This window comes from Streptomyces humidus, from assembly GCF_014649655.1.
GTDB classification, from domain to species: Bacteria; Actinomycetota; Actinomycetes; order Streptomycetales; family Streptomycetaceae; genus Streptomyces; species Streptomyces humidus.
In genome coordinates this window covers 1-22442 of the sequence record NZ_BMTL01000017.1, presented here as the reverse complement: position 1 = coordinate 22442, position 22442 = coordinate 1, and the positions used below count along the sequence as shown (strand labels likewise).

Annotated in this window: 19 protein-coding genes, 1 pseudogene and 1 riboswitch; of the genes and pseudogenes, 10 read left to right on the top strand and 10 right to left on the bottom strand. The window is 73.2% G+C overall.

Annotation, left to right across the window (positions count from 1 at the left end):
• Positions 1-3: 3 nt before the first annotated feature.
• Positions 4-855, top strand: coding sequence for a TetR/AcrR family transcriptional regulator (locus IE239_RS20415; RefSeq protein WP_308435403.1), 852 nt, complete (start codon positions 4-6; stop codon positions 853-855).
• A 22-nt stretch (positions 856-877) separates the two neighbouring features.
• Here the strand turns inward: IE239_RS20415 and IE239_RS20410 are convergent, their stop codons facing one another.
• Entirely contained in the window at positions 878-3286 is a 2409-nt protein-coding gene (locus IE239_RS20410; RefSeq protein WP_190150927.1) for an MMPL family transporter, read from the bottom strand.
• A gap of 164 nt (positions 3287-3450) precedes the next feature.
• On the opposite strand from IE239_RS20410, the gene IE239_RS20405 reads away from it, so the two are divergent.
• From IE239_RS20405 to IE239_RS20395, 3 genes are all read left to right on the top strand, one after another.
• Complete coding sequence (locus tag IE239_RS20405) at positions 3451-4140, top strand: response regulator transcription factor (RefSeq protein ID WP_190150787.1); 690 nt, start codon at positions 3451-3453, stop codon at positions 4138-4140.
• A complete protein-coding gene (locus tag IE239_RS20400; RefSeq protein WP_190150786.1) occupies positions 4137-5630 on the top strand; it encodes a HAMP domain-containing sensor histidine kinase in 1494 nt (497 codons plus the stop codon). The genes IE239_RS20405 and IE239_RS20400 overlap by 4 nt, the downstream gene beginning before the upstream one ends.
• A gap of 151 nt (positions 5631-5781) precedes the next feature.
• Positions 5782-6699 (top strand): YihY/virulence factor BrkB family protein, encoded by a 918-nt coding sequence (locus IE239_RS20395; RefSeq protein ID WP_190150785.1) that lies wholly within the window; start codon positions 5782-5784, stop codon positions 6697-6699.
• On the opposite strand, the gene IE239_RS20390 is transcribed toward IE239_RS20395, so the two are convergent.
• A complete protein-coding gene (locus tag IE239_RS20390) occupies positions 6653-8014 on the bottom strand; it encodes a D-alanyl-D-alanine carboxypeptidase family protein (RefSeq protein WP_352306222.1) in 1362 nt (453 codons plus the stop codon). The two genes, IE239_RS20395 and IE239_RS20390, sit on opposite strands and share 47 nt — an antisense overlap.
• 91 nt (positions 8015-8105) lie before the next feature.
• Here IE239_RS20390 and IE239_RS20385 point away from each other — a divergent pair, with 91 nt between their 5' ends.
• Together IE239_RS20385 and IE239_RS20380 are read left to right on the top strand one after the other, a co-directional pair.
• A complete protein-coding gene (locus IE239_RS20385; RefSeq protein WP_190150783.1) occupies positions 8106-8345 on the top strand; it encodes an SCO4848 family membrane protein in 240 nt (79 codons plus the stop codon).
• A 2-nt stretch (positions 8346-8347) separates the two neighbouring features.
• Complete coding sequence (locus IE239_RS20380) at positions 8348-9733, top strand: metallophosphoesterase (protein WP_190150782.1); 1386 nt, start codon at positions 8348-8350, stop codon at positions 9731-9733.
• 70 nt (positions 9734-9803) lie between these two features.
• Here IE239_RS20380 and IE239_RS20375 read toward each other — a convergent pair whose 3' ends face one another.
• Together IE239_RS20375 and IE239_RS20370 are read right to left on the bottom strand one after the other, a co-directional pair.
• Positions 9804-10754, bottom strand: a complete 951-nt coding sequence (locus IE239_RS20375; protein ID WP_190150781.1) for a decaprenyl-phosphate phosphoribosyltransferase — start codon at positions 10752-10754, stop codon at positions 9804-9806.
• A complete protein-coding gene (locus tag IE239_RS20370) occupies positions 10747-11346 on the bottom strand; it encodes a phosphatase PAP2 family protein (protein ID WP_190150780.1) in 600 nt (199 codons plus the stop codon). Before IE239_RS20370 ends, IE239_RS20375 begins: the two co-directional genes overlap by 8 nt.
• Positions 11347-11479: 133 nt before the next feature.
• Between IE239_RS20370 and dprE1 the strand changes: the two genes are divergently transcribed.
• On the top strand, positions 11480-12853 hold the full coding sequence (dprE1, locus tag IE239_RS20365) for a decaprenylphosphoryl-beta-D-ribose oxidase (RefSeq protein WP_190150779.1): 1374 nt from the start codon (positions 11480-11482) through the stop codon (positions 12851-12853).
• Positions 12850-13605, top strand: coding sequence for a decaprenylphospho-beta-D-erythro-pentofuranosid-2-ulose 2-reductase (gene dprE2, locus IE239_RS20360; protein WP_190150778.1), 756 nt, complete (start codon positions 12850-12852; stop codon positions 13603-13605). Before dprE1 ends, dprE2 begins: the two co-directional genes overlap by 4 nt.
• A 128-nt stretch (positions 13606-13733) precedes the next feature.
• Here the strand turns inward: dprE2 and IE239_RS20355 are convergent, their stop codons facing one another.
• From IE239_RS20355 to IE239_RS20335, 5 genes are all read right to left on the bottom strand, one after another.
• Complete coding sequence (locus IE239_RS20355) at positions 13734-14351, bottom strand: 2'-5' RNA ligase family protein (RefSeq protein ID WP_190150777.1); 618 nt, start codon at positions 14349-14351, stop codon at positions 13734-13736.
• A gap of 175 nt (positions 14352-14526) precedes the next feature.
• The gene (gene trpS, locus IE239_RS20350) at positions 14527-15594 is read right to left on the bottom strand and encodes a tryptophan--tRNA ligase (protein ID WP_268254520.1); all 1068 of its coding nucleotides are present in this window, start codon (positions 15592-15594) and stop codon (positions 14527-14529) included.
• A 77-nt stretch (positions 15595-15671) separates the two neighbouring features.
• Positions 15672-17123 carry a glycine hydroxymethyltransferase gene (locus IE239_RS20345; protein ID WP_190150924.1) on the bottom strand — a complete coding sequence of 484 codons (1452 nt, stop codon included), beginning with the start codon at positions 17121-17123 and terminating at the stop codon, positions 15672-15674.
• A 38-nt stretch (positions 17124-17161) separates the two neighbouring features.
• Positions 17162-17252: riboswitch (ZMP/ZTP riboswitch) on the bottom strand.
• 19 nt (positions 17253-17271) lie between these two features.
• Positions 17272-18459: a glutathionylspermidine synthase family protein gene (locus IE239_RS20340; protein ID WP_190150776.1), complete on the bottom strand. Its 1188-nt coding sequence runs from the start codon at positions 18457-18459 to the stop codon at positions 17272-17274.
• A 61-nt stretch (positions 18460-18520) separates the two neighbouring features.
• Entirely contained in the window at positions 18521-18877 is a 357-nt protein-coding gene (locus IE239_RS20335; protein WP_190150775.1) for a hypothetical protein, read from the bottom strand.
• Positions 18878-19002: 125 nt separating this feature from the next.
• Here IE239_RS20335 and IE239_RS20330 point away from each other — a divergent pair, with 125 nt between their 5' ends.
• Together IE239_RS20330 and pabB are read left to right on the top strand one after the other, a co-directional pair.
• Entirely contained in the window at positions 19003-19887 is an 885-nt protein-coding gene (locus IE239_RS20330; RefSeq protein ID WP_190150923.1) for a DMT family protein, read from the top strand.
• A gap of 123 nt (positions 19888-20010) precedes the next feature.
• On the top strand, positions 20011-22176 hold the full coding sequence (gene pabB / locus IE239_RS20325) for an aminodeoxychorismate synthase component I (RefSeq protein ID WP_190150774.1): 2166 nt from the start codon (positions 20011-20013) through the stop codon (positions 22174-22176).
• 114 nt (positions 22177-22290) lie between these two features.
• Here the strand turns inward: pabB and IE239_RS42210 are convergent.
• A pseudogene (locus tag IE239_RS42210) lies at positions 22291-22442 on the bottom strand (RNA-guided endonuclease TnpB family protein); the annotation flags it as partial.

Here is a 22442-nt window from a genome sequence, read left to right as displayed (position 1 = left end):
TCCGTGCCCGCTGACAACGACGGCCCCGCCGAGGCCGCTCCCCCGACCCCGTCCCGCGAGGGCGCACCCGCGTCCAAGTCCGAGCAGACGCGCGCGCTGATCCTGGAGACCGCGATGCGGCTGTTCCAGGAACGCGGCTACGACCGGACGACGATGCGGGCCATCGCCCAGGAGGCCGGGGTCTCGGTCGGCAACGCGTACTACTACTTCGCCGGCAAGGAGCACCTGATCCAGGGCTTCTACGACCGGCTGGCGGCGGAGCACCGGGAGGCCGTCCGGGACATCCTGGCGCGGGAGACGAGTCTGGAGGCCCGGCTGGCGGGGGTGTTGCGGGCCTGGCTGGACGTGGCGAAGCCTTACCACGAGTTCGCCGTCCAGTTCTTCAAGAACGCCGCCGACCCGGACAGCCCGCTCAGCCCGTTCTCCGCCGAGTCGGAGCCCGCGCGCGTGCAGGCCATCGGCGTCCACCGGGAGGTGCTCGCGGGCTCGAAGGCCAAGGTGCCGGAGGAACTGCGCGAGGTGCTGCCCGAGTTGATGTGGCTCTCGCAGATGGGCCTCGTCATGTACTGGATCTACGACCGCACGGAAGGGCGCGAGCGCAGCTACCGGCTGGCCGGGCGGGGTGCGCGGCTGACCGCGCGGGGCGTGGCGCTGGCCCGGTTCCGGGTCCTGCGGCCACTCGTCCTGGAGGTGCACGAGCTGTTCACGGACTTCCTCCCCGGCATGACCAACGCCCCGCCGGACCCCGCCGGCAGGCGCCCGGACGGCGGGGACGCCGAGAGCGCGGCGGGCGAGGACGAGGGGGACGACAGGCGCGACAGTCGTGACCGGGACGAGGGGGCCACCGGGCCGTAGGCCGCGGCGGCCCCGTCGCCGGTCAGTTCACGCTGTCCAGTTCGTCCTCGGAGAGTTCGACGTCGAAGACCAGCGGCTCCGCCGCGACCGTCAGCTGCCGGGCGTGGGAGGCGGACGAGGAGGCCGCGGTCGCCAGCAGATACGTTCCCGGGCCCGGCACCGAGAGGATGTAGGAGCCGTCGGCGAGCGAGGTCACGCGGTCCAGCCGCCGGCCGCCCTTGGTCATGAGCGTCATCGTCGCCCCCTCGACCGGGTCGCCGGCCGCGTCCCGGACGAAACCGTGGACGGCGGAGGCGGGGCCGCCGTCGGCCGTGGGGAGCGCCTCGTGCGGCTCGTCCTCCTTCGGCTCCACCGCGAGATGCGGCAGCCGCTTCTCCAGCCACGCCGGCAGCCACCAGTTGGAGTCGCCGAGCAGGTGCATCGCGGCCGGGACGAGAGCCGTGCGCAGGACGAAGGCGTCCAGGGCGACGGCTGCCGCGAGGCCTACGCCCGCCATCGCCGCGCCCGAGTCGCCGCTGAGCACGAACGCGAGGAACACGCAGACCATGATCAGGGCGGCCGAGTTGATGACCCGGCTGGTCTCCGCCAGGCCCACGCGGACCGCTCGCGCGTTGTCCCGGGTGTGCACCCACTCCTCGTGCATCCGGCTGACCAGGAAGACCTGGTAGTCCATCGACAGGCCGAAGAGCAGGGACAGCATGATGACCGGCAGGAAGGCGTTGATCGGGCCCTCCTTGCCGAGGCCGAGCAGCTCCAGTCCCCAGCCCCACTGGAAGATCGCGACGAGGACGCCGAAGGAGGCCGCCGCCGCGATCAGGTTCATCACCGCGGCCGTCAGCGGGACCACCAGGGAGCGGAAGGCGACCAGGAGCAGCAGGAAGCCCAGGCCGATGATGGTGGCGATGAACAGGGGCAGGCGGTCCCCGGTGACCGTCGCGAAGTCCTTGGAGACCGCGGTGACGCCGCCCACGTGCGCCGTCACCCCGGCCTGCGGGACGACGTCGTCGCGCAGCCGGTCGATCAGCGCGTCCGTCTCCTTCGACTGGGGCGAGGTGGTGGGGACGACCTGGATCACGGTGACGCCGTTCGCGGGCGGCAGCGCGGCCACCTGGGCGACGCCGGGGGTGTCCTTGACGGCCTTGACGAGCGCGGTGGCGTCGCCGCCGTCCACGACCACCTGGAGCGGGCCGTTGAAGCCCGGTCCGAAGCCCTGGGCGAGCAGGTCGTAGGCCTTCCGGGTGGTCGTGGCGTCGTCGTTGTTGCCCTGGTCGGTGGCACCGAGGCGGAGCGACAGAACGGGGAGCGCGAGGACGGCCATGACGACGACGGCGAGCGCGGCGATCGTCCGGGGACGGCGCTGCACCCTCGTCGACCAGCGGGCCGCGGGAGTGCTCGCCTTCTCCGGCTCCGGGCCCGACGCGGCGAGGCGCTTGCGCTGCTTGCGGCTGAGCACGCGCACGCCGAGGAAGCCCAGCAGGGCGGGCAGCAGCGTCGTGGCCGCGAGGACGCTCAGCACCACGGTCACGGACGTGCCGATGACGACGCCGTCCAGGAAGCGCAGGTTCGTCACCAGCATCCCGGCGAGCGCGATGCACACCGTGCCGCCCGCGAACAGGACCGCCCGGCCCGAGGTGTTGAGGGCGGTGACCGCCGACTCCTCCGGGTCCAGGCCGCGCAGGACGCCCTTGCGGTGCCGGGTGACGATGAACAGGGCGTAGTCGATGCCGACGCCGAGGCCGATCAGGGAGGAGAGCAGCGGGGCCAGGTCGGGGATGTCGGTGACGTGGCTGAGCAGCTGGGTGGAGAACAGGCCCATGCCGACGCCGAAGACCGCCACGGCGAGCGGCAGCAGCATCGCGAAGAGGGAGCCGAAGGCGAGGAACAGCACCACCGCGGCCGCCGCGAGGCCGACCATCTCGGCGAGGCCGGTGGGCGGTTCCTGCACCCGCTGGATCGCCTGGCCGCCCAGCTCGACCTCCAGGCCGCCCCGTTCGGCGCCCTGCGCGGCGTCGACGACGTCCTGGACGAGCTCCTTGGGCACGGAGTTCGCCTGCTCGGTGAACGTGATCTGGGCGTAGGCGGTCCGGCCGTCACCGGAGACCTGCGTCGCCGCCCCCGCGTAGGGGCTGGTGACGCCGCCGACGCCCTTCATCTTCGCGATGTCGTCGAGGGCGGGCTGGATCCGGGACCGTACGTCCTGGTCGCGGACCGAGCCCTCGTCGACCGTCCACACGACGGTGTCGGTGTCGCCCGCGCGCGCGGGGAACGCCTTCTCCATCAGGTCGTACGCCCTCTTGGAGTCCGTGTCGGGGAGGGAGAACACGTTCGCGTAGTCCGTGCCCGCCGTCGAGGCCGAGAACCCCAGGCCGAACAGCGCCCCCACCCACACCAACAGGACCACCAGCCGATGCCGATAGCACCAGCGTGCCAATGCCGCCACGTTCGCAACTCCTCACACAGATCGAAGGTCCCCCAGGTCCCGGGTACCAGGATCGGCCGCGCAGGGCGGACCGGCACGGCGACGGCCGTGACTCTCAAGGAACTCCAAAGCACGAACCGGCCCCGAAGCCCGCGGACCCCGCCGATACTGGGGGCATGACGAAGGCCTCCGGCACCGTGCTGGTCGTGGAGGACGAACCGAGTATCGCGGACGTCCTCGCCATCGCCCTGCGCTACCACCGCTTCGAGGTGATGATCGCGGGCGGCGTCCGCGAGGCCCTCACGCTCGCCGAGCGCACCAGGCCCGACGTGGCGCTGCTCGACGTGATGCTGCCCGACGGCGACGGGCGCGCACTGGGGCGTGAACTGCGCGTGCGCAGGCCCGACCTGGCGCTGGTGTTCCTCACCGCGCGGGACGCGCCCGCCGAGATCGTCGGGGCGCTCGGCTTCGGCGACGACTACATCACCAAGCCGTTCGACATCGACGTGGTGGTCGCGAGGATCACCGCCGTCCTGCGCCGCACCCGGCCCGCCGACGTCCTCCCCCAGCGGCCGCCGCTGCGGTACGGCGATCTGGAGCTGGACGAGACGACGTACAGCGTGCACCGCGCGGGCCGCTCGGTCGAGCTCACGCCCACCGAGTACGCGCTGCTGCGCTTCCTGGTGCGCAACGGCGGCCGGGTCGTGCCCAAGGAGCAACTCCTGCGCCACGTCTGGCAGTACGAGCACACCCCGCCGGAGTCGACGGTCGTCGAGACCTACATCAGCTATCTGCGCCGCAAGCTGGACGTCCTGGGGCCGCCGGTGATCACCACCCGGCGGGGCGTGGGATACGGGCTGGCATGAGGCGGGCGCACCGGCACGGCATCCACTCGCTGCGGGCCAAGCTGACGGCGGCCAACGTGGCGCTGCTGGCGCTCGGCATCGCCGCCGCCACCGCCGTCAGCCTCATGGCGATGCGGCACTACCTGCTGAGCCAGATCGACTCCGAGCTGACCAAGACGCGCACCTCGCTGGGGAGTACGCAGCTCACCCTGCGCCAGATCGACTCGCTCAGCGTGCTGTCCTTCGTCCGCGACCGGCTGGCGCCCGAGGACTCCGCCGACCGGCCCACCCCGGACACGGTGTTCACCGCCGTGGACCGCCGGGGCGAGGCGGTACCCCTCTTCGGCGTCAAGCCGACCGAGGCCCAGCTGGGGCTCGCACAGGCCGTCACGGACCCCGGCGCGCTCACCCGTGACTCCGACCCGCACGACGTGACCGTGCGCGGGGCGGCGTACCGGGTGACGGCGACCCGGCTGCCCGACGGCACGTACATCCTGCTGGCGACCTCGACGGACGCACTCCACCGGGGCATCGCGAAGGCCCTGCGGCTCGACCTCGCCGTGGGCACCCTGCTGCTGGCCCTGCTCGCCTGTCTGACGCTGTTCAGCGTGCGGCGGCGGATGCGGCCGCTGGAGGACATGGTGGAGACGTCGACGGCGATCGCCGAGGGGGATCTCACCCGCCGGGTGCCCTCCAGCTGCCATCCCACCCAGGAGGTCGAGCAGCTGCGGCTGGCCCTGAACTCCATGCTCCACCAGGTCGAGACGGCATACCTCACGCGCGAGCGCAGCGCGGCCCAGCTGCGCCGCTTCGTCGCCGACGCCTCGCACGAGCTGCGCACCCCGCTGTCCGCGATCCGGGGTTACCTTCAGTTGTACGACCAGGGGATGCTGCGCGAGCCGGAGATGGGGGTCCCCCCGGTCGAGGGGATCCAGAACTGGGGCAGCAGGCGGGCCTGGGACCGGATGAACGGCGAGGTGGACCGGATGGGCCGGCTCGTCGACGAACTGCTCACCCTGGCCCGGCTGGACCAGCAGCCCGAGCTCCGGCTGCGCAACGTCGACGTGTGCCGGCTGGCGCGGGACGCGGCGCAGGACCTGCGGGCACAGCAGCCGGGGCGGCCGGTCGCGGTGGAGGCGGACGGGGCGGTGCTGGTGTGGGCCGACGAGTCGGGGCTGCGGCAGGTGCTGGGGAACCTGATGGCCAACGTCCGCACCCACACGGCCGACGACGTGCCGGTGCGGGTCGGCGTGCGGCGCGTGGACGGGGTCGTACGGCTGTCGGTCGAGGACAAGGGGCCGGGGCTGGGACCGCAGGACGCCGCCCGGGTCTTCGACCGCTTCTTCCGGGCCGGCGGCGGCGCCGGCAGCGGGCTCGGGCTGGCGATCGTGCAGGGGGTGGTGGAGGCCCACGGCGGCGATGTGACGGTGTGCACCGCGCCCGGCGAGGGCCTCGAGGTGACGGTCACCCTGCCCGCCCACGCAGAAGCCCACGCCGAGTCCTGCGCCTGAGCGACGCCCGGCCGGGAGGCGGGCCCCGCCGGGCCGGGACGGAACGCGCCGTTGCCGCCCCCGCCGCCCGCCGGGCGGGTGTCCCGCGTTTTCGGGGTACCCGTACCCGGGACTTCGGCGTCAGCCGGGCGGAGCGGGGCAGAGTGGGATCATGGACTGGCTGAAAAAGCTTCCCGGCGTCGGGCCGTGGGTCGTGCGCCTCATGGCCACCCACGCGTGGCGGTCGTACGAACGCCTGGACCGGGTGAAGTGGACGCGGCTGGCGGCCGCCATGACCTTCGTCAGCTTCGTCGCCCTCTTCCCGCTGCTCACCGTGGCCGCGGCCATCGCCGCCGCCACACTGAGCGAGTCCCAGCAGCGGCGGCTCCAGAACAAGATCGCCGACCAGGTCCCCGGCATCTCCGACCAGCTCGACGTGCACAGCCTCGTCCAGAACGCCGGCACCGTCGGCTCCATCGCCGGTGCGCTCCTGCTGCTAACCGGCATCGGCTGGGTCGGCCAGGTGCGGGACTGTCTGCGCGCGGTGTGGGAGTGCCCCGACAAGGACGAGAACCCGGTCCTCGCCAAGGCCAAGGACGCGGGCGTCCTCGTCGGCCTCGGCGGCGCGGTGCTGCTGACCATCGCCATCTCCACCGTCGCGTCGGCGCTGGTCGGCTGGATCACCGGCGAACTCGGCGTCGACGAGGCCGGCTGGGGCGGCGTCCTGCTGCGCCTCGCCGCGTTCTCCGTCGCCGTCCTCGCCGACTTCCTCCTGCTGCTGTACGTCCTGACGCTGCTGCCCGGCGTCGAACCGGCCCGGCGCCGGCTCCTCGTCGCCGCGCTCATCGGCGCCGTCGGCTTCGAGCTGCTGAAGCTGCTGCTGAGCGGCTATATGCAGGGCGTGGCCGCGAAGAGCATGTACGGCGCGTTCGGCGTGCCCATCGCCCTGCTGCTGTGGATCAACTTCACCTCGAAACTGGTCCTGTACTGCGCCGCCTGGACGGCGACGGGCAGCGCGCCCGAGAACCGCCGGGACGTCGACGTCAGCGGCGACGTCGTACCAGGTCCGGCAGCGGCCAACGGCGGTTGACCAGGAACGCGCCGCCCGCGAGCAGCGCCAGCAGGCTGCCGGTGACCGCCAGCGCGGTCCACAGCCCGCCGGAGCCGCCGCCGGTCACCGCGCCGGCCACCGGCTTGTGCGAGGCGCTCCCCGCGCCGCCGGCCTGCCCGTCCTCCGCGGAGGACGACTGGTTCGCGCCGGGCTGCGCGCTGCTCCGCGCACCCTGCGGCCGGACCAGCTCGCCCACCGGCGTCACCTTGCCGGTCGCCTGGAAGCCCCAGTCGAGCAGCTTGGCGGCCTCCTTGTAGACCTCGTTGTGGTCCGTCTTCGACGGGTTCATGACCGTCACCAGCAGCACCTTGCCGTTGCGCTCGGCGACACCGGTGAAGGTGGCGCCCGCGTTGGTGGTGTTGCCGTTCTTCACGCCCGCGATGCCCGGGTACTGGGTGATGTCGTAGTCGCCGCTCAGCAACCGGTTGGTGTTCTGGATCTCGAACGTCCCGCGGCTGATCTTCCCCTTCTTGTTCTTCGTCGTCGCGCCGGGGAACTTGGCCGAGACGGTCGAGCAGTACTCCCGGAAGTCCGCCTTCTGCAGGCCCGAACGGGCGAACAGCGTCAGGTCGTACGCCGAGGACACCTGGCCCGGGGCGTCGTAGCCGTCGGGGGAGACGACGTGCGTGTCGAGTGCCTGGAGCTCCCCTGCGTGCTCGTTCATCTCCTCGACGGTGGCCGCCACCCCGCCGTTCATCGCCGACAGCACGTGCACGGCGTCGTTGCCGGAGCGCAGGAAGACACCGAGCCACAGGTCGTGGACCGTGTACACCTCCCCCTCCTTTATCCCGACGAGGCTGGAACCGGCCCCCATGCCGGCCAGGTCCTTCGGATCCACCTTGTGCAGGGTGCTCCTGGGGAACCTCGGCAGCACGGTGTCGGCGAAGAGCATCTTCATGGTGCTCGCCGGGGGCAGCCGCCAGTGCGCGTTGTGCGCGGCCAGCACGTCGCCCGACTCGGCGTCCGCGACGATCCACGACCGCGCGGTGAGGTCCTTGGGCAGCACCGGCGCACCGCCCGCGAGCGCCACCTGCGTCCCGGCCTGTCCGAGCCTCGTGCCGCCCACGGTCGACATGCCGGCCGGGGGAGCGACCGACGGACCGGCCGTCGACTTGGCCGGGCTCGAGCCCGCCGGCGATGCGGACGCCCGTGCGGACGGCGAACCGGACGACGCCGGCGACGGCGACGGACTCGGCGCGGCGAGCGAGACGGGCGCGGTCAGCGCGAGGGACGCGAGGGTCGCGGAAGTGACCAGCAGGGCACGCCTGACGGTCTGATTCATGGGTGCGGGCACGACGGAGAAATTACCCGGCGCACGACGGGAAGTCCCGCCGCCCTCCCCACCCCGGTCACGGAACAGGACACGGGGCGGCGATACTGAACGCATGACGCTCAGCCGCCGCCTTTCCTGGTTCCTGCTCGCCTTCGGGGTGTGGAGCTGGATCATCTGGATCACTTTCGTCAAGAACCTGGTCAAGGACGGCAGCGGGCTCGCCTTCGACGACGGTCACCCCACGGCGTACTTCTGGGTGCACCTCACGCTCGCCGTCGTCTCCTTCCTTCTGGGGACGGTCGTGGGAGCCATCGGGTTGCGTGGTCTGCGCGCACTCGGCCGGACGTCATAGCCGTGGTGATCGTCTTCGCCCTGTTCGCGCTCACTCTCGTGGCCGCCGCCAACCAGTACCTGTGGCTGCGGCTGTTCCGCGACACGACCCGCGGGCCCGGCCGGGTGCGCCGCGGCGGCGCGGTCCTCCTCGCGGGCGGCTGGGCGCTGGCGATCGGCGCTCTGGTCGCCGAACGCGCCGGCGCGCCGTTCTGGCTGCAGCGGATCCTGGCCTGGCCGGGCTTCCTGTGGCTGGCGGTCTCGGTCTACCTGCTGCTGGCCGTGCTCGCGGGCGAGGCCGTACGGCCGCTGCTGCGCCGTCTCCTGGAGCGGCGTGCCCGTGCCGCCGCCACCGCCGAGGCGCCCGACGACCCCGCACGTCCCGCACCCCTCCCGGTGGGAGCGCCCGTGTCCGGGCAGCCCACCCCCGAACAGCCCGTTTCCGAACAGCCCGTCGCCGAACGGCCCGAGCCCGGACTGCAGAAGCCCGGGCAGGCGAGGGCCGAGCAGGTCCGGGCCGGGGAGACGCGGGCCGGGGAGACGGCTGACGGGCCGACTCCGACGTCCCTCTCCGGGACGACGTCGGAGCCCTCCCGGCGGCTGTTCGTCTCCCGCGTGGTGGCCGGAGCGGCGGCCGCGGCCGCCGTGGGCACGGTCGGGTACGGCACCTACGGCGTGCTGCGCGGCCCCCGGGTCAGGCGGGTGACCGTGCCCCTCGCCAAACTCCCGCGCGCCGCCCACGGTTACCGCATCGCCGTCGTCAGCGACATCCACCTGAGCCCGGTCCTCGGGCGGGGCTTCGCGCAGAAGGTCGTCGACACGATCAACGGGACCCAGCCCGACCTGATCGCGGTCGTCGGCGACCTCGTCGACGGCAGCGTCAAGGACCTGGGCCCGGCCGCCGCCCCGCTGGCACGGCTGAAGGCCCGTCACGGCAGCTACTTCGTGACCGGCAACCACGAGTACTTCTCCGGCGCCGGGCAGTGGGTCGAGGAGGTGCGGCGGCTCGGCCTGGACCCGCTGGAGAACGCCCGCACCGAGCTGCCCTGGTTCGACCTGGCCGGCGTCAACGACATCGCGGGCGAGAGCGAGGGCCAGGGCCCCGACTTCGCCAAGGCCCTGGGCGACCGCGACACCGCGCGCGCGTGCGTGCTCCTCGCCCACCAGCCCGTCCAGATCCACGACGCCGTACGCCACGGCGTCGACCTGCAGCTCTCCGGGCACACCCACGGCGGCCAGCTGTGGCCCGGCAACTTCCTCGCGGAGGCCGCGAACCCGACGGTCGCGGGCCTGGAACGCTACGGCGACACCCAGCTGTACGTGTCCCGGGGCGCGGGCGCCTGGGGGCCGCCCACCCGCGTGGGCGCCCCCTCCGACATCACCGTCGTCCGGCTGGCCTCCGTACGCTGACGCGGACGGCCGCTTCGCGGTCCTGTCCGACGGCACGAGGGCCGGCTCCCCGGGCAGGCCGGGGCGCGGGTCAACAGCCGGACACCGCGAGCCCGTACAGGGCGAGCCAGGCCAGGGCGATGAGGGCGAGGGCACGGTCGTGGAGGACGACCTCCTCGGGCTCTCCGGCGGCGCCCCGGTCGGCGAAGACCGCGTAGCGCAGGACCGCCAGGACGAAGGCGACGACGGACAGCTGCCGCCAGGGCAGCACGCCGGTCTGCGCGGCGTCGCCGTCCTCCAGGGCCCACAGGCAGTAGCCGAGGACGGCGACCCCGGCGGCCAGCTGCCAGACGAAGCGCAGGTAACCGGTGGTGTACTCGGTGAGCAGGGCGCGCGTGGCGCCCGCGCGGCCTGCCATCTGGACGGCCTCGGAGTAGCGCTTGGCCGCGACCATGAACAGCGCGCCGAACCCGGTGGTGATCAGGAACCAGCGGGACAGGGGGATGCCGAGGGCGAGCCCGCCGGCCGTGGCCCGCATCAGGAAGCCGGTCGTGACGACGACGAGGTCGAGGACCAGGACGTGCTTCAGGGTCAGGCAGTACGCCAGTTGCATCGCCAGGTAGGCGGCCAGGAGCACGGCGACGGCGGGGGTGGTCAGCCGGGCCGCGGCGAGCGGCGCGAGGGCCGCGAGGGCGCCGCCGACGGCGTAGGCGAGGGACGCCGGCACCTGTCCGGCGGCGACCGGGCGGTGCCGTTTGGCGGGGTGGGCGCGGTCGGCCTCGGCGTCACGGGCGTCGTTGACCAGGTAGACGGCGGCGGAGCAGGCGGTGAACAGGGCGAAGACCAGGGCGAGTCGGACGGGGGCGTGCGGTGCGAAGAGCCGGCCCGCGGCAGCGGGGGCGGCGACGACCAGCACGTTCTTGATCCACTGCCGCGGGCGGGCGGTGCGCACGAGTCCGCCGAGGAGGCTGCCGGGGCGGGCGGGCGGCCGGGGCGGCTGCGGGCGGTGGGTGCGCTGCCGGTGCAGCAGTGTCTCAGCCACGCCGCCCTCCCTTCGGACGGCGCGCGCCGAGGCGCGCGGTGAGGACGCCCAGGGCCGCGCCGGCCGCCACGTCGGAGGGGTAGTGGACGCCCACGACGAGCCGGGAGAGGCACATCGCGGCGGCCAGCGGGGGGACGGCGTACGCGCCGAGGGAGCCGAAGGCGACGGCGGCGGCGGCCGCGGAGGCGGCGTGCGAGCTGGGGAAGGAGTGCCGGCCGGCGGTGCGCACCAGGGGTTCGACGTGGGTGGGGCGCGGGCGGCGGACGATGCGCTTCAGGACCGTGCCGGCGATGTGCGCGCCGGCGGTGAGCGCGGTGGCGCGCAGCCAGGCGGTGCGGCGTGGGCCGTCCACGGCGGCTCCCACGGCGCCCGCCGCGATCCACAGCGCGCCGTGCTCGCCCGCCAGGGACAGGGCGCGCGCGGCGCGGGCGACGCGCGGGTCCGCGCCCCGGGCGCGCAGCGCCGAGAGGATCCGGCGGTCGAGGTCGCCCAGGTCCCTCGGACCACCCGGGCCGTCCGGTCCCTGCCGTTCACCGAGTCCGCCCGGTCCGCCCGGTCCGCCCAGCTCGTCCTGTCCGTGCAGCTCGTCCATGTGGACCCACTGTTCACGTCGCCCCTGACGGAACTCCGGCAATATGGGGCGACATCCCATTAATCACCCATTTCGGGGATAGGAGTCACGTTTAGCAACTGTTCGTTCACATATGGGCGATACGGTCGCGGACATGTCTGCCGAGACCGCTTCCGAGACAGTTTCCGTCACGGGATGGGGCCGTACGGCTCCCACCGCCGCGCGGGTGATCCGCCCCCGGACCTATCCGGAGGCCGTGGCGGCCGTCCGGGACTGCGGAGCACGGGGCGGCATCGCCCGGGGTCTGGGACGGGCCTACGGGGACGCGGCGCAGAACGCGGGCGGCACGGTCATCGACGTCACCGGACTGGACCGGATCCATGTCGTCGACGCCGGCGCGGGCGTCGTCCTGTGCGACGCGGGCGTCTCCCTGCACCGGCTCATGGAGGTCCTGCTTCCGCTCGGCTGGTTCGTGCCGGTGACCCCAGGCACCCGTTACGTGACCGTGGGCGGGGCGATCGCCGCCGACATCCACGGCAAGAACCACCATGTCTCGGGCTCCTTCGCCCGCCATGTGACGTCCTTCGAACTGCTCACCGCCGACGGCACGGTCCGCACGGTGCGCCAGGGCGATCCCCTGTTCGACGCGACCGCCGGCGGCATGGGCCTGACCGGGATCGTCCTCACGGCGACGGTCCGGCTGCAGCCCGTCGAGACCTCCCTGATGGCGGTCGACACCGAGCGCGCCGCCGACCTCGACGACCTGATGGCCCGGCTGACGGCCGGCGACCACCGCTACCGGTACTCGGTCGCCTGGATCGACCTCCTCGCGCGCGGAGCGGCCACCGGACGCGCGGTGCTTACCCGCGCCGACCACGCGCCCCTGGACGCCCTGCCGCCCCGCGCGCGCAGGGCCCCGCTGTCGTTCCGCCCGTCCCGGCTCCCGGCCCCGCCCGCCCTCCTGCCGGACGGGCTCCTCACCCGCACGAGCGTCGGGCTGTTCAACGAACTCTGGTTCCGCAGGGCTCCCCGCGCACGGACCGGCGAACTCCAGAGGCTCTCCGCCTACTTCCACCCGCTGGACGGCGTCCCCCACTGGAACCGCGTCTACGGCCGCGGCGGGTTCGTGCAGTACCAGTTCGTCGTCGGACACGGCCGGGTGGACGCCCTGCGCCGGATCGTGCGGCGCGTCTCGGCCCGCCGCTGCCCGTCCTTCCTGGCCGTCCTCAAGCGGTTCGGGGAGGCAGACCCGGGCTGGCTCTCCTTCCCCCGCCCGGGCTGGACCCTCGCCCTGGACATCCCGGCCGGGCTGCCCGGCCTCGGGGTCTTCCTCGACGGGCTGGACGAGGAGGTGGCCGCCGCCGGAGGCCGCGTCTACCTCGCCAAGGACTCCCGGCTGCGGCCGGACCTGCTCGCCGCGATGTACCCGCGGCTGGACGACTTCCGCGCGCTGCGCGCGGAGCTGGACCCGCGCGGGGTGTTCGTCTCGGACCTCGCCCGTCGACTCAACTTCCAGGAGCCAGCATGAAGGACGCCTTCGGCCTCCCCCAGTCCCTTCTCGTCCTCGGCGGCACGTCCGACATCGCCCTGGCCACCGCGCGCCGGCTGGTCGCCCGCCGCACCCGCACCGTGTGGCTGGCGGGCCGCCCCTCCCCCGCCCTGGAGTCGGCGGCCGCGGAACTGCGCCTGCTGGGGGCGGACGCGCACACCGTCCCGTTCGACGCGCTGGACCCCGACGCCCACGAGGCGGTCCTCGGCAAGGTGTTCGCCGAGGGCGACGTCGACCTGGTCCTGCTCGCCTTCGGAGTCCTCGGCGACCAGGCGAACGACGAACGCGAACCGGCTGCCGCGGTGCGCGTCGCGCAGACCAACTACACGGGGGCGGTGTCGGCGGGCCTGATCTCGGCGCGGGCCCTGCAGACGCAGGGCCACGGCTCCCTGGTCGTCCTGTCCTCCGTCGCCGGCGAGCGGGCCCGCCGCTCGAACTTCATCTACGGCTCCAGCAAGGCCGGCCTCGACGCCTTCGCCCAGGGCCTGGGCGACGCGCTGCACGGCACGGGCGTGCACGTCATGGTGGTGCGCCCCGGGTTCGTCCGGACGAGGATGACCGCCGGGCTGCCCCGGCCGCCGCTGGCGACGACGCCGGAGGCGGTCGCCACGGCCGTCGAACTGGGGCTGCGCCGCCGCTCGGAGACGGTGTGGGCGCCGGGTCTGCTGCGCGTCGCGATGTCCGTGCTGCGGCACACACCGCGGTGGCTGTTCCGACGGCTGCCGGTCTGAGGCCTTTCCTCCGGACCGCCGGCCCGGCTCTCGACCCTCGGCGCTCTCGACCCTCGGCGCTCTCGACCCTCAGCCACGTGGCGCCCGGCAGGAACCGCGACTGTCGGCGACGCTCGTGATCGATACGCCTAGGGCGTCGGGCCGACGCGGTCGGCGCCCGCGCGGGTCCAGCGGGTCGGCCGTGAGTCGCGGTCCAGGTGGGCGGCCTGCGGGGGGACCACCGTGCCGCCGAACGGGTACTCGCGCAGCTTGCGCCAGACGCCGTCGGCCCCCTGCTCGGCGAGGGCGAAACCGGTGCAGGGCCACGCGGCCTCGTAACCGGAGAGCTCCTCGAACGCCCGGTCCATCGCCGCCTCGTCGATGCCGTGCGCGACGGTGACGTGCGGGTGGTAGGGGAACTGCAGCTCGCGCACCAGGGGCCCGGAGGCGTCCCGGATGCGCTGCTGGAGCCAGGCGCAGGTCTCGGCGCCCTCGACGACCCTCAGGTACACCACCGGTGACAGCGGCCGGAAGGTGCCGGTGCCGGACAGCCGCATCGGGAAGGGCCGGCCGGCCGCGGCGACCGCGGTGAGGTGCGCCTCGACGGCCGACAGCGCGCCCGCCTCGATCTCGGTCGGCGGCAGCAGCGTGACGTGGGTGGGGATGCCGTGAGCCGCGGCGTCGCCGAAGCCTGTGCGCCGCTCCTGGAGCAGGCTGCCGTGAGGCTCCGGGACCGCGATCGAGACGCCGATCGTTACGGTCCCCACGTCTTCTCCTGTCGTCATGTCGTGAGGGCGGGGTTGGCGCCCGGTTCGCACTCGGTCGTGCGGCTATCGACTGTACGGCCACGGCTGTGCTCTGGGCAGGCGCAGGGGAAGTGACGTGCAGCGCTCCGTACGGCGGAACACGTGTGCGGCGCGCCCCCGGCGCCTCCGCGCGCCTTCAGTGCTTCGCGGGCAGGAAGCCCACCCTCTCGTACGTCCGCGAGAGCGTCTCGGCGGCGACCGCGCGCGCCTTCTCCGCGCCCTTGGCGAGGATCGAGTCGAGCGTCTCGGGGTCGTCCAGGTACTGCTGCGTGCGGTCCCGGAACGGCGTCACGAAGTCGACGACGACCTCGGCGAGGTCCGTCTTCAGCGCGCCGTACAGCTTGCCCTCGTACTGCCGCTCCAGCTCGGCCACGCTCGTGCCGGTGAGGGTCGAGTAGATGCCGAGCAGGTTCGACACGCCCGGCTTGTTCTCGGGGTCGAACCGGATCACCGTGTCGGTGTCCGTGACCGCGCTCCTGACCTTCTTCGCCGTGACCTTCGGCTCGTCGAGCAGGTTGATGAGGCCCTTCGGCGTGGACGCCGACTTGCTCATCTTGATCGACGGGTCCTGAAGGTCGTAGATCTTGCCCGTCTCCTTCGGGATGTACGGCTTCGGGACGGTGAAGGTGGGGCCGTAGCGGCCGTTGAAGCGCTCGGCGAGGTCGCGGGTGAGCTCGATGTGCTGGCGCTGGTCCTCGCCGACCGGCACCTCGTCGGCCTGGTACAGCAGGATGTCGGCGACCTGGAGGATCGGGTAGGTGAACAGGCCGACGCTCGCGCGCTCGGCGCCGTGGCGGGCGGACTTGTCCTTGAACTGCGTCATGCGGCCGGCCTCGCCGAAGCCGGTGAGGCAGTTCATCACCCAGGCGAGCTGCGCGTGCTCGGGAACATGGCTCTGGACGAAGAGCGTGCAGCGGTCGGGGTCGAGCCCGGCCGCGAGGAGCTGGGCGGCGGCCAGCCGCGTGTTCGCGCTGAGCTCCTTCGGATCCTGCGGGACCGTGATCGCGTGCAGGTCGACGACCATGTAGAACGCGTCGTGGGACTCCTGCAGGGCCACCCACTGGCGGACGGCGCCGAGGTAGTTGCCGAGGTGGAACGAGCCTGCGGTGGGCTGGATTCCGGAGAGCACGCGCAAAGGGCGCGCCGTGGCGGAGCCACTCCCCTGAGGGCGGTGGTCGGCGACGGGCGGGCGGTCAGAGGCCATGCCCACATTGTCGCAGAGCGCGGGGAGCGGCCGTGAACGCGTCCCGGGCGGCGGGTGGGACCGCCCGGGACGGCATGTCAGCCGAGGTCGATCTCGGGGTACAGCGGGAAGCCGGCGACGAGGTCGGTGGCCCGGCGGGAGATCTCGTCGGCGACCTTCGCGTCGAGGACGTGGGAGGCCTTGGACGGGGCGCCCGACTTCGTGACGCCCGGCTCGGCGGTGGTCAGGACGCGGTCGATCAGGCCCGCCACCTCGTCCATCTCCGCCGTCCCGAGGCCTCGCGTGGTCAGGGCCGGGGTGCCGATGCGGATGCCGGAGGTGTACCAGGCGCCGTTGGGGTCGGCGGGGATGGCGTTGCGGTTGGTGACGATGCCCGAGTCGAGCAGCGCGACCTCGGCCTGGCGGCCGGTGAGGCCGTAGGAGGAGGCGACGTCGATCAGGTTGAGGTGGTTGTCCGTGCCGCCGGTGACGAGGGTCGCGCCCCGGCGCGTCAGGCCCTCGGCCAGCGCGCGGGAGTTGTCCACGATGCGCTGCGCGTAGTCCCGGAAGGACGGCTGCCGGGCCTCGGCGAGGGCCACGGCCTTGGCGGCCATGACGTGCGGGAGCGGACCGCCGAGGACCATGGGGCAGCCGCGGTCGACCTGGTCCTTGAGGGAGTCGTCGCACAGGACCATGCCGCCGCGCGGGCCGCGCAGCGACTTGTGGGTCGTGGTGGTGACGATCTGGGCGTGCGGGACCGGGTCGAAGTCGCCGGTGAGGACCTTGCCGGCGACCAGGCCCGCGAAGTGCGCCATGTCGACCATCAGGGTCGCGCCGACCTCGTCGGCGATCTCGCGCATGATCCGGAAGTTCACCAGGCGGGGGTAGGCCGAGTAGCCCGCGACGATGATCATCGGCTTGAACTCGCGGGCCGACGTGCGCAGCGCGTCGTAGTCGATCAGGCCGGTCGCCGGGTCCGTGCCGTAGGAGCGCTGGTCGAACATCTTGCCGGAGATGTTGGGGCGGAAGCCGTGGGTGAGGTGGCCGCCGGCGTCCAGGGACATGCCGAGCATGCGCTGGTTGCCGAAGGCCTGGCGCAGGGTGGCCCAGTCGGCCTCGGAGAGGTCGTTGACCTGGCGGGCGCCGGTCTTCTCCAGGAAGGGGACCTCGACCCGGTCGGCGAGGACGGCCCAGAAGGCGACCAGGTTGGCGTCGATGCCGGAGTGCGGCTGGACGTAGGCGTGGCGGGCGCCGAAGAGCTCGCGGGCGTGCTCGGCGGCCAGCGACTCGACGGTGTCGACGTTGCGGCAGCCGGCGTAGAAGCGGCGGCCGACGGTGCCCTCGGCGTACTTGTCGCTGAACCAGTTGCCCATCGCGAGGAGGGTGGCCGGGGAGGCGTAGTTCTCGGAGGCGATCAGCTTGAGCATCTCGCGCTGGTCGTGGATCTCCTGGCCGATCGCGTCGGCGACGCGCGGCTCGACGGCGCGGATCACGTCGAGGGCGGCGCGGAAGGCGGTGGACTCGGTGGAGAGGGGCTGCTGGTCGGACATGTGGCGGCCTCCGGGTGGCGTGCGTGCGGTCACGGTCTCGGTCTGGCCCAGGCGCACGGCACTCTCGCTGCTCACGGGCCGCTCCCCGATGGTCCGTCCCATCCCAGCGCGCCAGTCACGGCCCTTCCAGCAGCCTACCGGGTGCCCGTCAGAGGATCACGTGCGGGACGAAGCGGGCGTACTCGTCGGTGATCAGGCCGGCGGACTCGCGGATGCCGAGGCCGGCCGGCTCGTCGCGCACGACCCAGGCGCCGAGGACGACGTGGTTGCCGTCGAAGGCGGGCAGCGGGGCGAGCTCCTGGTAGCAGCGGGGCTCGTCGTCCCGTACGACGGGCCCGGCGCCCTTCTCGTGGACCGTGACGCCGGCGCCCTCGCGGCCCAGCAGGGGCTTGGCGACGTAGCCCGTGGTGGCGGCCAGCTCGCGGGGGCCGTCCAGGTAGGCGGGCAGCAGGTTGGGGTGGCCGGGATACAGCTCCCACAGGACGGCCAGCAGCGCCTTGTTGCTCAGGAGCATCTTCCAGGCCGGCTCGATCCACATCGTCGAACCGGTGCCGCCGCCGTTGTCGAGCGTGTCCAGGACGTGCCCGGCGAAGCGGTCGGTGGTGAGCCACTCCCAGGGGTAGAGCTTGAAGCAGCTGCGGATGAAGCGGAGTGAGCCGTCGACGAAGCGGCCGGACAGGGGGTCCCAGCCGATCTCCTCCATCGACGTCCAGTCGGTGTCCAGGCCGGCCTGCTCCGCGGTCTCCTTGAGGTAGGCGATCGTCATGAGGTCCTCGCCGAGTTCGTCGGCCGAGGAGTGCGCGAAGTGCAGCGGGGCGCCGGGCGGCAGGAGGGCCGCCTGCGCGCGCCAGGCGTCGACGAGGCGTTCGTGGAGGGAGTTCCACTGGTCGGCGCCGGGAAAGCGCTCCTCCATCCAGAACCACTGGGGGGAGGCGGCCTCCACCAGCGAGGTGGGGGTGTCGGCGTTGTACTCCAGCAGCTTGGCCGGGCCGCCGCCGTCGTAGTGGAGGTCGAACCTGCCGTAGACGGAAGGGAGTTCGGCACGCCGCCGCCAGGCCTCGGCCACCGCCGCGGCGACGCGCGGGTCGGTGATGCCGAGGTCGGCGAGGCGGCCGGAGTCGACGAGGTGGGCGGCGGCCGCCAGGCACATGGCGTGCAGCTCCTCGACGGTCCCCTCCAGCGTCTCGATCTCGTCGAGCGTGAACGCGTAGTAGGCGCTCTCGTCCCAGTAGGGGCGCAGAACCCCGTCGGGGTGACGGGTGAGGGGGTAGACGAGTCCCTGTTCCTCGACGGTCCGCTGCCAGTCGGGGCGGGGTTCGACGGTGTGGCGTCGCATGGGTGACGGTGTCCTCTTCAGCAGCTCGGTCCGGTCGTCCGCGTCCGGTCGTCCCGGTCGCTCAGCCGCCCGAGCCGCCCTTGTGGCCGCCGTCCCCGAAGCCGCCGCGGTCGACGCCGCCGCCGGAGCCGCCGCTGCTCGAACCGCCAGAGCCCTTGCCGGACTTGGTGAAGGAGCCGCCGTCGACGAAGGAGCCCTTCTTGCTGCCGCCGTAGTACCAGACGGCGTGCGACGTGGCCGAGCCGGACTTGCAGTTCTTGTCGGCGACGACCTTGTAGCCCTTGGCGCGGTGGTGACTGTCGCGGTCGACGCAGCGTCTGTCCGGTTCGGAGGAGCAGGCGGTGAGGGCCGTGGCCAGCAGGCTCACGCCTCCGAGGACCACCGTGCCCGAACGGAACCGTCGGCGTATGTCCGCCATGTCGTCTCCCCCTGTCGCATCGCCCCTACGGCGATTTCCGGCCGCCAGCCTAGACAACCGGTGGGGAGACGGGCGAGGTCGGCCCGTGCGGGCCGCTCGCCTACAGTCCTCTCGTGCTCTTCGGAATGGTGTGCGCCCTCGGCGCGGCGGTCTGCTTCGGTACGGCGACGGTGTTGCAGGCGATGGCGGCGCGGGCGGCCGCCGCCGGGGAAGGCGACGGCCGCGGCCCGGCGGGCGACGCGGCGGTGCTGCTGCGGGCCGTGCGCCATTGGCGTTATCTGGCGGGACTGGGGCTGGACGGACTGGGGTTCGTGTTCCAGATCGCCGCCCTGCGCTCGGTGCCGATCTACGCCGTGGGCGCGGCCCTCGCGTCGAGTCTCGCGGTGACGGCGGTGGTCGCCGCCCGGCTGCTGGACGCGCGGCTGAGCCGGACCGAGTGGGCGGCCGTGGCAGTGGTGTGCGCGGGGCTCGGGATGCTGGGACTGGCCTCCGGTGCGGAGGGCCGGGAGAGCGGGCCGGCGGCCCTGCCGTGGGCGATGCTCGGCGCGGCGGTGGCGGTGCTGCTGCTGGGGCTGGCCGGCGGGCGGCTGCCCGAGCGGGGACGGGCGCTGACGCTGGGCCTCGGTGCCGGGTGCGGGTTCGGGGTGGTGGAGGTGTCGGTGCGGCTGATCGGCTCGGTCTCCCCCGTGGACCTTCTCACCGACCCCGCCCTGTACGCGCTGCTGCTGGGCGGCGGGGCCGCGTTCCTGCTGCTGACGACGGCGCTGCAGCGGGGGTCGGTGACGACGGCCACCGCCGGGATAGTGATCGGGGAGACGATCGGACCGGCGCTGGTCGGCGTGGTGTGGCTGGGGGACCGCACCCGGGAGGGGCTGGCCTGGCTGGCCGTGCTGGGGTTCGCGGTCGCCGTCGCGGGCGCGTTGGCGCTGGCCCGGTTCGGGGAGGCGCCGGAGCCGGAGCGGACGGGGACGCCCGGTCCGGCGCAGGAGTCCCCGGGCCCGGGCGCGTAGCGGGAGATCACCCTGCGGACCGGGAGGAAGCCGCTGCACAGGCGGTGCGAGATCGTCGGCGGTTGAACGCGGAGCAAGCCCTTTCCGTACTCAGGCCAGAGAACGATCTAGGGAGGTGGGCGGGTGAAGACCCTGCTCATCGACAACCACGACTCGTACACGTACAACCTGTTCCAGCTGATCGCCCAGGTCAACGGCGAGGAACCGGTGGTGGTCCGCAACGACGCCCCTGCGGACGCCGTTCTGGATCTCGCGGGCTTCGACAACGTGGTGGTCTCGCCGGGACCCGGACATCCCGCCAGGGCGCGCGACTTCGGCATCGGCGCCCGGGTGCTCGCCGAGGCGTCGGTGCCGGTGCTCGGCGTCTGCCTCGGGCACCAGGGCATCGCGCACGGGGAGGGCGCCGAGGTGACCGACGCCCCGGAGCCGCGGCACGGGCATCTGTCGGCCGTCCGGCACGACGGCCGGGACCTGTTCCAGGGGCTGCCGCAGTACTTCACCGCGGTCCGCTACCACTCGCTGGCCGTGCGCGAGCCGCTGCCCGACTCGCTGGAGGCCACCGCGTGGGCGGAGGACGGCGTCCTCATGGGGCTTCGGCACCGCGAACGGCCCCTGTGGGGCGTGCAGTTCCACCCGGAGTCGGTGCTGACCGAGTACGGCCACCGGATGCTCGTGAACTTCCGCAACCTCACGGCGGAGCGGGCCCGCAAGCCGCGCACGAAGAACACCGCGGTGCCCCCCGCGCCGACCGCGTTCCCGCGCACCCCGGTGACCGTCCCGCGGCCCCGCCGTCCCGCCCACCGGCTGCACACCCGCCGCATCGCGGGGGCCGTCGACGCGGAATCCGCCTTCGCGCGGATGTACGCCGGCTCGCCGCGGGCGTTCTGGCTGGACAGCTCCCGGGTCGAGAAGGGGCTCTCCCGCTTCTCGTTCCTCGGCGACGACAGCGGACCGCTCGCCGAGTTCGTCCGTTACGACGTCGAGGCGGGCACCTGTGAGATCGAGCGGGCGGGACGGCCGCCCCGTAAGGTCCGGGCGAGCGTCTTCGACTACCTCAGGCGGCAGCTGGCGGGCCGCCGCGTCGACGCCACGGGGCTGCCGTTCGACTTCACCGGCGGCTACGTCGGCTACTTCGGTTACGAGACCAAGGCCGACTGCGGCTCGCCCAACCGGCACCGCTCCGCCGCCCCGGACGCCTGCTGGCTGTTCGCCGACCGGCTCATCGCGGTGGACCACCAGCAGGGCTTCACCTACGCGGTCTGCGTGGCCGAGGACAGCCCGCAGGCCACCCGGGAGGCCGCCGACTGGCTCGACGCCACGCTGGCCGGTCTCGCCGCGCTCCCCGTGGCCCCCGTCCGGGCTCAGCCCCCGGCCCCTGAGCCGCCGTCCGGGGCCGACCTCGAGGCCGTCGAGCCGTGGCTGGTGCGGGACCGGTCGACCTACCTCGCGGATGTCGCGGCCTGCCGGCGCGAGCTGGCGGCGGGCGTCAGCTACGAGATCTGCCTGACCGACGCCGCCTGCTTACCCGCCCCCGCCGACGCCTTCGCGTTCTACCGGACGCTGCGCCGCGTGGACCCCGCCCCCTACGCCGCGTTCCTGAGCTTCGGCGACCTCGACGTGGCCGGCTCCTCTCCCGAGCGCTTCCTGCGGATCACCCGGGACGGCGTCGCCGAGGCCAAGCCCGTCAAGGGCACCGCGCCACGCGGCGCCGGACCGCTGGAGGACGCCCGGCTCCGGGACGCGCTGGCGGCGGACGCCAAGACCCGCGCCGAGAACCTGATGATCGTCGACCTGCTCCGCAACGACCTGGGGCGGGTCTGCCGGACCGGCTCCGTGCGGGTGTCCAGGCTCATGGCCACCGAGACGTACACCACCGTCCACCAGCTCGTCTCCACCGTCGAGGGCAGGCTGCGCGAGGGCGTGGAGGCCGTGGACTGCGTGCGCGCCTGCTTCCCCGGGGGGTCGATGACCGGCGCGCCCAAGCTGCGCACGATGGAGATCATCGACGGTCTCGAGACCGAGGCGCGCGGGGTGTACTCGGGGGCGCTCGGCTACCTCGGGTGCAGCGGCGGCGCGGACCTCAACATCGTCATCCGCACCGCCGTCATGGCCGACGGCGTGCTGCGGCTGGGCGCGGGCGGCGCGGTCGTCCTCGACTCCGACCCGGTCGCCGAGTACGACGAGATGCTGCTGAAGACGGCTGCGCAGATGCGGGCCCTGCGGGAGCAGGGCACGGACGCGGCGGACGCGCAGCCGGGCCGGGCCACGGCCGGGGAGGCCGCCCGCTGACGGCGCGGCGGCCGATGGAACACGGACCATACTCCTGGTCCTGGGCTGGGCTGCTGCTGCTGCTGCTCCTAGGATCGACGTCTTGACGCTCTCCTCCCTGAAGGAAGGAGATTCTTACGGCTCGCGCCGTGAGACTTCCTGTTTCATCGCCGACCGCCCGCCCGGAGTGCTCCGTTGAGGTCTTACACCAGCTCCACAGGCCGATACCGCCAGTCCGGCGGCCAGCAGGTTCTTCGCCGCGTTCACGTCCCGGTCGTGGGTCGTGC

What these genes read in the sequence shown, in the direction of transcription:
- IE239_RS20340 (WP_190150776.1), bottom strand. Translation starts at nt 18,459, where the DNA reads ATGCGACGCCACACCGTCGAACCCCGCCCCGACTGGCAGCGGACCGTC.
- dprE2 (WP_190150778.1), top strand. Translation starts at nt 12,850, where the DNA reads ATGAAGGACGCCTTCGGCCTCCCCCAGTCCCTTCTCGTCCTCGGCGGC.
- IE239_RS20400 (WP_190150786.1), top strand. Translation starts at nt 4,137, where the DNA reads ATGAGGCGGGCGCACCGGCACGGCATCCACTCGCTGCGGGCCAAGCTG.
- dprE1 (WP_190150779.1), top strand. Translation starts at nt 11,480, where the DNA reads ATGTCTGCCGAGACCGCTTCCGAGACAGTTTCCGTCACGGGATGGGGC.
- trpS (WP_268254520.1), bottom strand. Translation starts at nt 15,594, where the DNA reads ATGGCCTCTGACCGCCCGCCCGTCGCCGACCACCGCCCTCAGGGGAGT.
- IE239_RS20345 (WP_190150924.1), bottom strand. Translation starts at nt 17,123, where the DNA reads ATGTCCGACCAGCAGCCCCTCTCCACCGAGTCCACCGCCTTCCGCGCC.
- IE239_RS20370 (WP_190150780.1), bottom strand. Translation starts at nt 11,346, where the DNA reads ATGGACGAGCTGCACGGACAGGACGAGCTGGGCGGACCGGGCGGACCG.
- IE239_RS20330 (WP_190150923.1), top strand. Translation starts at nt 19,003, where the DNA reads ATGGTGTGCGCCCTCGGCGCGGCGGTCTGCTTCGGTACGGCGACGGTG.
- IE239_RS20335 (WP_190150775.1), bottom strand. Translation starts at nt 18,877, where the DNA reads ATGGCGGACATACGCCGACGGTTCCGTTCGGGCACGGTGGTCCTCGGA.
- IE239_RS20395 (WP_190150785.1), top strand. Translation starts at nt 5,782, where the DNA reads ATGGACTGGCTGAAAAAGCTTCCCGGCGTCGGGCCGTGGGTCGTGCGC.
- IE239_RS20385 (WP_190150783.1), top strand. Translation starts at nt 8,106, where the DNA reads ATGACGCTCAGCCGCCGCCTTTCCTGGTTCCTGCTCGCCTTCGGGGTG.
- IE239_RS20405 (WP_190150787.1), top strand. Translation starts at nt 3,451, where the DNA reads ATGACGAAGGCCTCCGGCACCGTGCTGGTCGTGGAGGACGAACCGAGT.